The organism is Natranaerobius trueperi, assembly GCF_002216005.1.
In the GTDB taxonomy this organism is placed as follows: domain Bacteria; phylum Bacillota; class Natranaerobiia; order Natranaerobiales; family Natranaerobiaceae; genus Natranaerobius_A; species Natranaerobius_A trueperi.
The window spans coordinates 1-14106 of the sequence record NZ_NIQC01000020.1; the positions used below are offsets into that span (position 1 = coordinate 1).

At 35.2% G+C, this 14106-nt stretch carries 10 protein-coding genes; 1 reads left to right on the forward strand and 9 read right to left on the reverse strand.

What is annotated here, in order from left to right; all coding sequences use genetic code 11:
• The 6 genes from CDO51_RS08925 to CDO51_RS08950 form a co-directional block, all read right to left on the reverse strand.
• Positions 1-220, reverse strand: a 220-nt coding sequence (locus tag CDO51_RS08925) for an IS66 family transposase (RefSeq protein WP_476703720.1), incomplete at its 3' end; no start/stop codon positions are given.
• 50 nt (positions 221-270) lie between these two features.
• Positions 271-627 carry an IS66 family insertion sequence element accessory protein TnpB gene (gene tnpB, locus CDO51_RS08930; protein ID WP_089023935.1) on the reverse strand — a complete coding sequence of 119 codons (357 nt, stop codon included), beginning with the start codon at positions 625-627 and terminating at the stop codon, positions 271-273.
• The gene (gene tnpA, locus CDO51_RS08935) at positions 621-971 is read right to left on the reverse strand and encodes an IS66 family insertion sequence element accessory protein TnpA (protein ID WP_089023936.1); all 351 of its coding nucleotides are present in this window, start codon (positions 969-971) and stop codon (positions 621-623) included. The genes tnpB and tnpA overlap by 7 nt, the downstream gene beginning before the upstream one ends.
• Positions 972-1004: 33 nt before the next feature.
• Positions 1005-1211 (reverse strand): hypothetical protein, encoded by a 207-nt coding sequence (locus tag CDO51_RS13515; protein WP_143824702.1) that lies wholly within the window; start codon positions 1209-1211, stop codon positions 1005-1007.
• Positions 1212-1285: 74 nt separating this feature from the next.
• Positions 1286-3310 carry a methyl-accepting chemotaxis protein gene (locus CDO51_RS08940; RefSeq protein WP_089023937.1) on the reverse strand — a complete coding sequence of 675 codons (2025 nt, stop codon included), beginning with the start codon at positions 3308-3310 and terminating at the stop codon, positions 1286-1288.
• Positions 3311-4216: 906 nt separating this feature from the next.
• Positions 4217-6178: a stalk domain-containing protein gene (locus tag CDO51_RS08950; RefSeq protein ID WP_089023938.1), complete on the reverse strand. Its 1962-nt coding sequence runs from the start codon at positions 6176-6178 to the stop codon at positions 4217-4219.
• Between the two features lie 229 nt (positions 6179-6407).
• On the opposite strand from CDO51_RS08950, the gene CDO51_RS08955 reads away from it, so the two are divergent.
• Complete coding sequence (locus CDO51_RS08955; RefSeq protein WP_089023939.1) at positions 6408-6563, forward strand: aspartyl-phosphate phosphatase Spo0E family protein; 156 nt, start codon at positions 6408-6410, stop codon at positions 6561-6563.
• An 82-nt stretch (positions 6564-6645) separates the two neighbouring features.
• Here CDO51_RS08955 and CDO51_RS08960 read toward each other — a convergent pair whose 3' ends face one another.
• From CDO51_RS08960 to CDO51_RS08970, 3 genes are all read right to left on the reverse strand, one after another.
• Positions 6646-7683 (reverse strand): hypothetical protein, encoded by a 1038-nt coding sequence (locus CDO51_RS08960; RefSeq protein WP_089023940.1) that lies wholly within the window; start codon positions 7681-7683, stop codon positions 6646-6648.
• Between the two features lie 258 nt (positions 7684-7941).
• Entirely contained in the window at positions 7942-10254 is a 2313-nt protein-coding gene (locus CDO51_RS08965; RefSeq protein ID WP_089023941.1) for a stalk domain-containing protein, read from the reverse strand.
• 101 nt (positions 10255-10355) lie between these two features.
• A complete protein-coding gene (locus CDO51_RS08970; protein WP_089023942.1) occupies positions 10356-13550 on the reverse strand; it encodes a copper amine oxidase N-terminal domain-containing protein in 3195 nt (1064 codons plus the stop codon).
• Between the last annotated feature and the right edge of the window lie 556 nt (positions 13551-14106).

Genomic DNA, 14106 nt, shown 5'->3' on the forward strand with positions numbered 1-14106 from the left:
GTTCAGGCTCTTTTACAGAAGCATCAGCTTCTTTTTCAGTTTCGTTAAAAAGCTGCATCTGATCTGGAGTTACTTCACTAGAGCTTCCAAATTGTTTATGTCGGTTAAGCTGGTAGTGTTCTTTGAGCAGTTTATTCTCTTGCTCTAACCTGACATTTTCTCGCTCTAATGCACTGCATCTATCTTGTAATTGTTGGATTGCTTTCTCTTGATTTGTCATACTAATTTAATTCGACTTTTTGTACTAAAAACCTTTGAAATCAGTGATTTTTACAAAATTTTATTCTTAGTTACTTGGTTATGAGCCTCTCGTTGATCTAAAGCTAACCCGTCGAGTAACCAGCGTAGTTGACGGTAGCTTATGCTTACTGTCTGTGTAGTTGTATCATCGGGCCACTGGAATTTACCTTCTTCTAATCTATGGTAGTACAGCCAAAAGCCCGATGAGTCCCAGTAGAGTATTTTAATCTTGTCTTTTTTGCGATTACAGAAAGCGAACAGGCATGGAGAGAATGGATCTAATTCAAAGCTCTGTTGTACTAACACTGCCAAACCATCTATTGACTTTCTCAAATCAGTTTTACCAACTGCCAGGTAGACTCTTTCTACACTGGTTTCTGTTAGCATAGTTCCGAAAGAGTCCTGACTAAATCTTTTAGTAATTGTTTATCAAAATCAGATCCTACTTCTATGGAAGCCTGACCAACTTTTACTGTCATCTGGGAAGTGTCTTTTTTTTCTACCTGGCTGGCATCATCAACTTTCAGCGGAAGCCACTGAGTATCAGATGTATTATTGTGATTATTTAAATCTTCATCTTTGTATTTTCTGAGCCAGTAACGCAGTTTAGTGATGCTTAAATTGTGTGTATTGCACCATTCTCTAGTGGTCATGCCGCTAGATCTGAACTCGGCTATGTGCTGTTTCCAGCTTTCTCTTCGCCTTTCATATTTGTTTTTAGGTTGTGACATGAAAATTCCCCCTACCTTAGTTAGTTGGGGGAATTATGACACAGTCTTAGTTGTTTTACTATGTGGGGATAGTTTGACGCTCACTTTGATACTCAAATTGTGGACTAACCTCCCACTACTAAAATAACCAACAATCTCACCTATATTATTCTTAGCCCCTATTACTGTTATAGTAGCTATTGCTAAAAAAGTACCTGCTATTCCTGGTGTCCTTGGTATTTCAACAGCAAGACTTGACAAGGAAGATAACTAAAAGATAAAAGAGCGGTTGCACTCACACAAAGTGAATTCAACCGCTCTTTATTAGTAAGCAATTATTCATACTTGAATTTATCTATACTTGTTTTCATTTCTTCAGATAACTTTGCAAGGGAATCACTAGCTCTAGAAATATCTTCCATAGCAGCAGTTTGCTCTTCAACAGATGCAGAAGCTTCTTCTGTTCCGGCAGCATTTTCTTCTGAAATAGAAGATAAGTTTTCCATAACACTTATAATCTTATCTTTCTTTTCTTCCATCTCTTTACCTGAGTCATTTACATCTTGGAGTACTTCTTTTACCTGTTCTATCGCATCTTTTATTCCACTAAATTTGGTACTAGTTTGTTCAACACTTTCTTTCTCAGAATCAACTATTTCTTTTACCTCTTCCATAGTAGTTACAGCGTAGTTACTTTTTTCTAGTAGATCTTTAATAATGGAGTCTATCTCTTCAGTAAATTTACTGGATTCTTCAGCAAGCTTTCTAATCTCATCAGCTACAACAGAAAACCCTTGTCCTGCTTCACCTGCTCTAGCAGCTTCTATAGCTGCATTTAAGGCAAGTAGGTTTGTCTGTTCAGAAATGTTTTTTATCATTTCACTTGCCTCTGTAATTTGTTCAGCACTATTCTTTGTATTTAAGATGATATCATTTACCTCTGTAGTTCTAGTATTAAGGTGCTCAGTTTTATTTACTAAATCTTCAACTATTGTTAGTCCTTCATCTTTTAATGTATCTACCTTACCTGCAGTATTGTTTAAGTTTTCAACATCAGTGTGATTTTTTTGTATGTAATTACCTAAATCATTAATCTCTTTTACACCTTCATCTGTATCTTGAGCTTGTGTACTAGCACCATTTGCAATCTCCTCAATAGTCTTTGCTACTTCATTTGCTGATTGTGTTGATTCTTCACTAGTAGCTGATAGTTCTTGTGAAGATGAAGCTACTTGTTCTGATTTATAGTGAATGTCACGGATCATTTCAACAACAGAATTTTGCATTGTATCAATAGATTTTGATATTTCACCTAGTTCATCTTTTAAAGTTAGTTCTTTATCTGTTAGGTTATCTGCAAAATTGCCTGATGATAACTTATTTAGATGATCTCGTAACTTACCTAAGGTTGTTACTACGTAGTTAGATGATCTATATAATATTAAACTTAATATTAAGAAGGTAACTAATCCTATGATACCAACCCTTAGTAAGTTTTCATATACAGCTCCTTGTACCTCTTCCATAGAATAACCGATATTTAAAGCACCAACATGTTCACCATCGATTTCAACAGGAACTATGACATCATAAACATCGACATCTTCTGGTTCATAGTAATATTCATCAGTAAAATGTTCTTTATGAACTGCTGCCTGTTTTAAGCCTTCATCATCTACTTCCATACCTATTCTATCTTCATTACTATGGGCTTCTATTTTAAGATCTTTTGATGTAAATAAAGCAAAAACAATATTATTTTCTTCTACTAAATCATTAACTGTATTTTGAATATCAAAGGAATCTTGAAGTTCTTCAACCTGATTAGCTGAAACACCAGCTTGTACAAATCCACCTTCTGGGTTTATTAAGTAACCATATTTAATATATTCATCTGATTCTGTGTCTTGTCTAATATCTTCCATTAATTCATCGTCATTGCTTTCTATAAACTCATTTAAAACATGATCTTCTGGTGGCTCCCAGCCAACATATTCTTCAATTGAGCTATAGATTATTTCACCATCTTCATTAAAAACATTTAGTTCTGTTAATTCAGAATCTTCAGCTATCTGTTTTACTACTTCATTTGAAAGATTTTCATGATTACTGATGACATTTCTACTTGCTGTTCTGATAGTATCCTCGATCATGTCATTGATAACATTTATTGATTCTTCATTATCTTCCATTTGACTAATGATCCTATGGGATAATTCGAACCCATTTTCTCTCATCTGCTCAAATAAACTCTCTCTAATATAATAGGAAGATACTCCTCCTATCCCAGCTATAGCAACAAAAGTTATCAGTAATGGAATAATAATCAACTTTAATTTAATAGAACTTTTATTTCTCAATACTATACACCATCCTTTAAATTTTTTCTATAAGATATAGCAAACTACCAACTATAAAACTATTAATTAAGACAACATTTAGTAGATTTTATGATAAGTATTGGTATCTTCTCATTTACAAATATACCACCCTTTCTTCTCTGCAATTGTTACCGTCTTCTCTTCTAAAACTTCTATTATCCCTTGGTACTGTATAATTTTGTATTTCGACAATCTTTATAACGATTATGACCTATTTTTAATATTATGTAAATAGGTCTAACGTTACAGTATTAGGGCGAAAAGCCCACTCTTTCAATCGTGGGCTTTTCGCCCTAATACTGTAAATACAACTGAAAAAACAGTTAAAATTTTTATTATTAATTGGTTAATAATCACATAGTTTATTCTACCAACAAAGAAAAAAATCCCCTCAGTTCCCAGTCTTAAACTAGGGGGATCAATTAAGATAGGGGGCGGTTCCAGATTATATCTGACGTAAGAATTCATATCTAGACACAAGACTTTCAAGCCCTAGACCAATCTAATAGGCTTCCGTCTAGGGTTCTTTGTAGTATTGGACTTTTAACTAGACGCCTATAAGCTTTCCGGGAATTACCCCATTCATACGCTTTACATGAAGAAACTTCAAGTGAAATAAGATTCTCAACCTACGACTTAACCACGATTCGAGACTCTTCAGTTTGCTTGGAGTGTATGAGATTTGTGTCCCTCGGGGCGAAAATTTGCCGCTGACTTCCTTCAGATGATAGAGTCACCTCCACCACCCTTGTCTTGAGCTACAGCTACTACTACCTTCGCTGTCCGAGACTTTCACCCTATAGCTTATACCCATGCCGGGCACACACAAACAAGTGTCGCTTATAAAATAAGCGACACTTGTTAACATGCTCAAAGTTTATCCCATTACCGTTCTTTTTCCATATCATTAATTCCTTGATCTATACCTTGTGACTGTGTATCCATATCCCCTAATCCATCAACCATGATACCATGTTCATCTAACATTAAAAGTTCTCTTTTAGCTAAATATGCTTGTAGTCTAGCCATTTCATATAAATTTTTTGTTTGGATTGGTTCTGTCATACTATTCAAGTACTCAGTTTCTGAAATCATACCATTTTGAAATCTTATTTCATCAACATTTACTGCTTCTTTTTGTAACTCTAATGCTTCTTTTGCTAACTCTACATCATTCATCGCTTCTTTGAAACTATTGTAACTTGAATATGCTTTCTTCTCTATATCCTCCTCTATCATTTCTTTTTCTATTTCAGCCTGCTCTAGTTCATATCTTTTCATATCATATTCTTCACTATTAGAACCATGTTGCTCTTCCATCCAATCTAAATTATCTTCTTCATGATCTACCTTCTTTTCTTTTAATCTTATCTCAACACCATCATTAAGAGCATAATCTATAGTATCATCAATATTGACATTAAAACTGTCTATGCTAGGTTCGATAGATTCTAAATAGATTGAATCATCTATTGGGATTCCTATAAATGTTTTAAGTTCTCTTTGTAAGTTTTCCCTTTCATTCTTAACACTTTCAAGGTTATTTTTCACTTCATTTTTTTGCATTTCTAAAGTATCTACATTTAACCCAGTACTTAGACCAATTTCTTTTCTTGCTATCTCTTCATCTAAATCCCTTTTAGCATTAGCATAATCAATATTTAGAGATTCTAATTGTTTATCTAACATTAAAAGACCTACATACATGCTCTCAACAGCAAATTGAAGTTCCTTTTGTCCCTTTTCTTCCCACTCTTTATAGGCTAGATCTCGTTGCTGTTCGATTTCTATTACGCTTTGTTCAGCTTCAGAAAGTATATCATCTGTAAAGTTTTCCTCTTCCATTCGATCAGTTGCATCAATCAGTCCATTAACAGCTCTTAACTCCATTTCAACTTTTTGAAGCTCTAAATATATCTTGGTAACTTTATTTAATTGTTCTTCAAATTCTTCTTCAGTCGTTGTTCCATTTTCGTCATTGTTATCATTTCTTCCAAAATCTATATCAGAAGGTAAATCGTCTCCATCTACTACATAGTCATAACCATTACCCGCAAATCCTTGTTCTAATTCTTCTAATTTTTCTATTTCTTCCTCAAGTTCTCTTTCTAATTGATCTCGCTTATCTTCAAGATTTCTCTTTTCTGAATTTAAATCATCTGATATGTCAGATGTACTATCCACCAAATCTTCTAGGTCATCATGTTGTTTCTGTGCCATGTTAACACCAGCATCAGCCATCCCAAGGCTTACCTCTATTTGCTGTGCTTGCCAAGAATGCAATACTTTATCTTTTGTTTCTTCTAAAGTTAAAATCTTATCATACTCATCTAAGTTAACATCTCTAATGTAAAATTCTTCTAGCTCTGACTCTAACCTTCTTCTTATTTCTTCATCACTTTCTTTCTCTTCTTCTTTTTCTTCATAAACAGTGACTAAATTATCATCTGAATGCCATTCTACTTCTGTCCCTAACCCCTCAGATATGAAACGTAACGGTACCATAGTTCTATTATTATCAGAAATCTTAGGTACTGTGTCCATGGTTTTAGTATCATCGTTTAACTGATACTCTTTTTCACCAACCACTAGTTCTAAAGTATCTACCCCACGCTGAATGGAGATTAAATCTTGTGAGCCATCCCAATCAACATTAGCTTGTAAAGCCTCACTTACATACCTAACAGGTACTTGTGTCCTATTTGAATCATCAATATATGGTTTTTGATCAGTAAATTCAATAAGCTCATCCTCTACCATTACATGTATTTCTTCTTCAGCAGAAGAAACATTGGGTACTGATAATAGTAATAACATAGCTGGTATCAATTTTTTGTAGTTTAACATTATATCACCCTTTACTTATAAATTATTCTAATACATATATCTTCTTTTTAAATTTAATTTTCCCTTCTAAATTTCATTACTAACGTAATTAGGACTTTAATAACTTCAAAACTGTCACAGTTTATAATTTTTAGAAAATAGAATAATTTCTGCAATGGAATTATTCTATTTTCTAATACGACAAAATTTGGTAAAATGAACAATGCATTAAATTTAGGAGTGTGATATCATGAGTCTCGAAAAAATTAATAGATTAAGGGCCAAACTTCATGAATTAGTTATAGAAAATGCTCCTTATGAAAAGATCTTAACGTTAAGTCAACAGTTAGATGAACTAATTGTTGATCATCAAAAAGAGAAAAAAGATTATTTTGAAGATAGATGAGTGATTAATTTCACACATTCTATTCATAATACCTTTTAGGTATACTTTGTGGGCACCTAAATAAAATAACCGCCTTTGGCGGTTATTTTAATAGCGCACTTAAGAAACCAAACAGATCATTAGCTGAATGTTCATTTTCTATATCCTCATCTCCATCAACTTTTATTGTAACTGGCTCTTCAATTAATTCTGCCACACCTAACCCGTCAAAACTAGATCCTACTTTTAACTCAAATTCACCGGGTTCAGTACTGTCAACGTAAAACGAAACATATCCATCCTCATTAACTTCACCAATTAGATTCCAGATATTTTCTTCTCGATAATTCTCTTCAGCGCCCTGCTCATGAGGCGGTAAATCTTCACCTAGAAAGTCATCACTCATATATATATTTTCAGATCCTCTACTAGTTTCTACATAGAATTGTACTCTTTCACCTTCTTCTATTGCCTCTATACTTGTGGCAGGTTCTAGCCTTATTTCTATTCCTTCTCTATCTTCTACCTTGTCTTGTAAAATTTCATTATCCATTACTTCTAGTGAACTAGTAGCGCTGTAATAGTCAACAGTTTCACGTCCAAAAATCACTTCAACATCTTTATCCTTTTCCATAAAAAGCCTTAAATTATCATAAACAAACTTTTCACCATTTACTATAATCCCATCAACTTGCCAGCCATCTCCTGGTACAAACTCTAGGTTAGCTTGTTCATCTTCATTATATACACCTGACCAACCATAGTCTATTTCTTCTCCATCTACGGTAACGCTTCCATTACCTACTACCCCTACTCTTAACTGGTAATCATCACTACTTTGTGATAATTCAATAGGAATAATCGCCTCGCCGGATCTTGTTTCGAAGTTACCTGTTATAGATCTATAACCTTCTTTATCTACTTCATAGCTATATATATCTGAAGGCATCTCTTCAAAGACGACTTTTCCATTTTCATTAGTTTCTTTCTCATAACCACCTAATTCAACATTAACATTTTCTAGCTCTTTGTTACCTTCAAATACTCTAAAAGTAACATCTTGAGTATCCTCTGCATAAGCTGTACTGGTTGTTAGTGTTATAAAACCTAATGTTACTATAACAAATAGTTTACTTTTCAATACGTCTTCACTCCTTGTTTATCAAAGATTTGTGTGTTATCACTCCTAATATATAGTTTCATAAATTTAGACGTCACTTAACTTTGTCAAGTTCCATTTTTTCTACTATTTTTTAAATATATTTAGTTTGACATACTCCCACAGCTAAAGCAGTGGGCTTTCTGCTTGATTTTCTCGTAAAAAAACAGTAGAAACACTAGGGGTATCCCAAAAGATTATCATAAAAATCATTTAGGATACCCCTGATTTTTTACTCCATTACTCTTTAATAGTTATCTGTTGATTAGATTGTTCATATTCTACATAAGCATCAAAAGCATCAGCAAAAAATCTCAAAGGAAGTAGAGTTCTACCTAAGTCATCATCAACAAAAGGCTTTGTATCCATAACAAACTCTTCATCATTTACATAAGCAGTTTTTTCTCCTAGATAAAAGACAACTCTTCTATCGTCTCTTGTAGCAATTACCGACTGATCTGCTTGGTTATACTCTACATAAGCTCCCATAGTCTCACCTAGAGTTCTAAAGGGAAGAAAAGTCCTTCCATCTATAGCACGAGGTGCCACCTCAAATATTTTTTCTTCTCCGTCTACTAAATATCCCCTTTCATCTAAGCTCATGATAATATTCTGACTAGAAGCACTATCTTCTTTTGAAAGTGTAATTACTTTATCTGTATCATCAGAAAGGGTAATAGAGCCTTTATAAGTCTCATAGCCATCTGCTTCTACAGTGTATCTCTGATACCCTGCTTCTAAATTACTAATCTCTACATACCCAATCATATCAGTTTCATAAGTATTACCGTCAATGCTAACTTTAGCACCTTCTACAGTGCTTTTATCTTCATCTTCTACGATAAATGTAAGGTCATACTCTTCCTCTTTTTCTTCACTGAAAGTTATTTCAAAGGTCTTGTTTACACCCTCATCAGTGATAGCTCTAAGCTCATAAGTACCAAAACTATCTACTTCCACATCAAAAGTCGCACGCCCTGAGTCAAAGTCTTCTTCATTTGTAACTTCAACATCATCATTTCTTGTGATTACATAACCACCTTCTCCATGAGCTCTTCTCCCGTCTTCATCTACATAAGTCATTTTAACTTCACCAGATAAAGAACCTGGTTCAATATTTGATTCAATTTCAATATCTTCAGCTTGATCACCTACTACTAGAGTAGCGGTAGCTTCTAAACCAGTCTCTTTATGATATGCACTGATCTCTGCTTCACCTTCACCACGGATAGTAATGTCTCCGGTATCTCTATCTATACCTGCAACAGAATAACTGTCGGTACTAAAGATGATCTCTTCATCATCAGTATCATATTTTCTTTTAAGATCATCTTCATCGATTAAATAAACTTCTCCATAGTAATCGTCATCATCAGCGTCATCTACCACTGCTGTCTCTTCACTTAGTTCAAGTTCTAAATCATCTACATCTCCAAATTTAGAAACAGTCACATCTATTGAATCTCTAATAGTAGTACCACTTACTCTGGCTTCTATTTCATATGTTCCAAGTAGATCAATTCTATCCTGATCTACTTCCACTACAAACATATTGTAGGTATCTTCATCTTCATCATCTTCAACAGCTAAAGATACTTCACGGTTATCTCTATCATAAGTATCTCCATCAGGATCAGTTACTGTAATGACAACTTCATCAGTATCAGGAACTTTATTTTCATATTCATCATATAGAGCAAAGAAGACTTCAAAGTCATCTTGACCGTCTTCTACAAATTTAGTGTCTTGATATGCTTCTATTCTGTCAATATCGCCTACTTCATCAATATTTACCACTACAGTATCAGATTCTACATCGTCATCGTCACCTTCGTATATAGCCTTATACCTGTAATCACCCAGTTGACTTTGATCGAGTCTCAGCTCTGCTATACCGTCTTCATCAGTTTCAATAGTTTCTATCTCTTCAAAATCGTCGTCATCTTTTTCTTCTTTTATTACAATATCTAAACCTTCCCCAGATTCAAAATTACCGTCAAAAGCTTCTACAGTTAAGATAAAATCTTCACCTACTCTAGGATAGCGTTCATCTACTTCTAAATATAGATCAGTAATATCCTCTGATCCAAAGTGAATATCTTGACTACCCCGTCTTACAGTTCTACGCATTTCTTCATCCTCTTCGTCCCAGTCACCCACTTCTATAGTGGCTCCTCCTGGAATAGAACTGTATACTTCAAATACTACTTCCCCGTCACCGTCTGTTTCTGCTTCTATTCTCCACACTTCGTTATCAATTATTTCATCTAGCTCGTCGTAATCACTAACCATATCGAGATTTTCTGTATCTCTATCAGAACTTACATAAAAGACTACATCTTCATTCTCTAAAACTTCACCATCAGCTTCTCTAAATCTAACAGTAAATTCGGCACCATCGTCCCCAGTGTCAGGGTCATCAGGGTCAACATCTCTCACACTACTAGCTGAATAGCTGAAATCAGTTCCTGCTAGAGCTATCCCTGCTGACATGGTAAGAATTAAAGCTGTAGTTAGAAATAATCCAATACTTTTTTTAATGGAAAGTTTCATGTTCTTACCTCCTTTGGTTCTATAATCCTGTTAGTCTATTTTTAAAATGATTAGATACAAGAAGAGACCGCCATTCTGGCGGTCTCTCTGTATTACTTAGCTTACTTAACTAGTCTTTCAATGATTACTTCTTGTGCGTCTCCGTCCCAGTCAACGTAAGCATCAAATGCTTCTGCTACGTATCTTACTGGAAGTAGAGTTCTACCTGCATCTTCGTCTAGTTCAGGAGCTACGTCCATTTCACGCTCTTCTCCGTTTACTGTGTAAGAAGTTTCGCCTAGGTAGAATACTGCAGTTTGACCATCTAGTTCAGCAGTGAATGACTGATCTGCGCCGTCCCACTCAATATAGCCTCCTAGTGCTTCACCGATAGCTCTGAATGGAAGATAAGTTCTTCCGTTCATGATTTCAGGAGCTGCATCTAGAGTTCCTGGCTCACCATCAGTTAGGTAAGTAGTGTCGCCGATAGTCATGTTGATGAATATTCTTTCTTCATCCTTTTCATCATCTTTATCGTCTTCTTTGTCTTCTGCTGCAAAGTCAGCATCGAAAGTTACTGTGTAACCGTCTTCTGCTACTACTACTACTTCATATACTTCGTCTGCATCAGCTTCGATGGAGAATTCTGCATATCCATCTTCAAAGTCGTCTTGTTCTACTACTTCTAGACCTGCATCAGTGTATACATTGTACTCGTAGTCATCGTAAATGTCTGCATCTTCTCCGTCACCTTCAAGGTAAGTTCTGTATCCATCTTCATCGATTAGATAAAGTGTAACATCGCCAGTTCTTTCATCTACGTCTAGGTCAAGAACTGCTTCTACTGCATCTGGGTCTTCACCTACATATAGTTCAGCTTGAACTACGATATCTTCTTCTAAATGACGAGCTGTAATAGTAGTTACACCTTGGTTGTGTACTTCTACTTCAGCATCGTATCTAGTGATTGTAGCTACTGAACTGTTACTTGAGCTGAATACGATATCTTCGTCACCTGGATCGTATTCTTCTTCCATACCTTCTGCGTCGATTAGGTCAATTGTTACAATTTCATCAGCATCAAAGTCAGAGCCTTCAATGTCAAAGTCTTCATGGAAAACTACAGGTTCAACACTAATTTCCATATCTGTTGTGTCACCGAATTCTCTTGCCATTACTGTAGTATAAGCTCTTCTAGTTGTTCCAGCAATGGAACCTCTTACTTCATATTCACCTTGTGCTTCATCTTCGCCAATTTCGTCTTCGATTTCTGAGTAGTCAACTTCTACATAGAACATGTCGTCTTCTGTGCAGAAGTCAATTCCTTTAATTTCATCGTCATCTGTGCTGTCATATCTGTTTCCTTCTGGATCTTCGACTCTAAATTCAAAGAAGTCAGCTACTTCGTCTTCAGTTGCGTCAAGAGCTTTTTGAAAATCAGTGTTTCCAAATTCGTCTTCGATTTCAAAGTAAACTTCAAAGTAAGTGTCATCAATGTCATGGAATTCTGTTTCTTCGTCTTCTGAGATATTGTCAGCATCGCCAGGGATTACTAAGAAATCTTCGATAACGTCATAGTAGAAATTATCAGCATCTACATCGCTACCGAATTCTTCGTCGTCATCCCATTCGTCTGCTACTGCACGGAACTGATATTCATCTACATCAGTTAATTCAAATTCCACTACTGCTTCACCGTCACTGTCAGTTTCTTTAGTGTCGATTTCGCTCCAGTCATCGTCCCATTCTTGATCGTCTTCTACTTCTCTGTATTCAAATACTACGTCTTCGCCTTCTACTTCCCAACCTGAAGCGTTACGGTTTTCAAAAGCTGTGGCAGTAAGTTCGATTGTTTCGCCTGCTTCCTGATAATAAGCGTCATCCATATCGTCTCTATCTTCAACTTCGTCTATTTCTAGTTCTACAGATTTAATTTCATCGGATGCTTCTACGTCTACAGTTACTCCATCAATGTGGTGAGCTTCGTCTTGACCTCTGTAAAGGTCTACTTCAACATCACCAGGAGAAGTCGTAACAATGTCAAACTCTGTATCGCCATCGTCAATTTCTGCTACTACAAAGAACTCGTTGTCTTCTGCATCTTCATGATCAAATTCTTGATTGTACTTTGCTTTGTATTCGTCTGCATCTTCTGAGTTATTTAGGTCGTATACTTTAACGATATCTTTCTTTTCGGCATCTTCGTCATAAAGCTCATCTTCGTCTATAATATGTGAAGCGTCTCCGCTAAACACAGCGTAGAAATGAACTTCTCCTTCTTCGCCTAGATATCTACTTCCGTCAGATTCACGGAACCTAACTTCAAATTCAGATCTTTCATTTGTATCTACTTCGTCGTCAAAATCTCTGATGTCACTACCTGCTGATCTGTATCCGTCTGCTTTTTCTTTTGGATCTACATCTTCGGAATCATCTTCGGATTCTGTTAAACGAACTAGACTTTCACCGTCTTTCCAGATTCCTTCAGTTATCTTAATGGAACCTTCTAAATCTTCTCTAACAATATTTAGTTCTTCTCCATATTTAACTTCATCAACTTCCACTTCTCCCTGAGCATCTGTGAAATACGGTTCTTCATTAATCTCTACTTCAGTTCCCATAAGAAGTGATCCTTCTTCACCATCTACGATTGTAAGTGTGATTTTTTGGTCTTCTATTTTAACTTCAATTTCTTCTTCTTCATCTACGTCATTAGGTGTAACTTCTGTACTAGCTATACTGTTTTCATCGTTTTCTGCATCTTCTTCGTTTTCAAAAAGTTTAAGATCTAGTTCTGTATCTCCATTACCAGCTTCAATTGTTATTTCCGCTTTACCGTCTTCATCAACTTCCGCGTGACCTAGATAATTATTAAATAGAGCGGCAAATTTACCTTCAAATTGAGTGCCAACATTTAATGTAAATGTTTCTTCTAGAGTCACTTCTTCTTTTTCAATCAAAGTTTTTAAGTCTGAATCTTCATAAGCTGCTACAAAAATTTCATCGCCTTTTTCTGCTTCATTTTTAAGGTCTAATGAGAATTCACTTTCTTCGTCTTCTTCTAGTTCTACTTCAATTTCTGCATCTCCAGTTAATGATTCCTCTTCGCCATTAACCAAATCAACATAAACGTTGTCATAAACTGACTCAGCTACAGTAGTAGCATTCACTTCTGTTTCTCCTACCTCTACGTATGCTGAATTAATAACTTTTGCTTCATCATCTTGTTCATCTGCAATTGCAACCCCACTAAATAGAGTGAATACCATGGCGATTGCTGTCATTAATGATAATGATTTTTTAAATGTTTTAGTCATGTAATAATTTCCCTCCTTCAATTTTTCCTTTTTTCAAAGGTCTTTCAGTCGTTCGATCTAACTCGCTCAATTGGTCGACCAAAATCAATTGGCATAAATGAAACTATAAGGTTGAGGTCTTCCTCTGTTCTCCTCTAGTTTACTACCACCCCCTTAAAAGGACTTTATTTACTGGGACCTAGCTGCCCCTCGATATATTAAAAAGCATTGCTAGCTAACAGAAACTGTCGGAGGGAAAAGATACATGAATAACTACTATTGCATCTGTTCAAATTGAATGCGAAATGGTTTATCATGCTTTAAACCTCCTTATTAAATTTTCAAAGATCTAGATAGTTGTGTTAGGTAGTTTTTTGAGAAATTAAACATCCCCTTAATTACCAGGAGATGTTATGACTGTCTCGTTAATGTATTCTACATTGATACTAGAATTCCTTCCAAAAAATTAATGTTTTTGGTTAATATAATATAAGTTACATTCATTTTCTTTTGTTGGTAAATTTTCATTCACATATTGTGACGCATTAACTTTTAAGTTTGTTCCGTTTTTTTAAAA

Excerpts from the sequence above, each read along its gene's own strand:
- tnpB (WP_089023935.1), bottom strand. The coding sequence starts at position 627 with ATGCTAACAGAAACCAGTGTAGAAAGAGTCTACCTGGCAGTTGGTAAA.
- tnpA (WP_089023936.1), bottom strand. The coding sequence starts at position 971 with ATGTCACAACCTAAAAACAAATATGAAAGGCGAAGAGAAAGCTGGAAA.
- CDO51_RS08950 (WP_089023938.1), bottom strand. The coding sequence starts at position 6,178 with ATGTTAAACTACAAAAAATTGATACCAGCTATGTTATTACTATTATCA.
- CDO51_RS08955 (WP_089023939.1), top strand. The coding sequence starts at position 6,408 with ATGAGTCTCGAAAAAATTAATAGATTAAGGGCCAAACTTCATGAATTA.
- CDO51_RS08965 (WP_089023941.1), bottom strand. The coding sequence starts at position 10,254 with ATGAAACTTTCCATTAAAAAAAGTATTGGATTATTTCTAACTACAGCT.
- CDO51_RS08970 (WP_089023942.1), bottom strand. The coding sequence starts at position 13,550 with ATGACTAAAACATTTAAAAAATCATTATCATTAATGACAGCAATCGCC.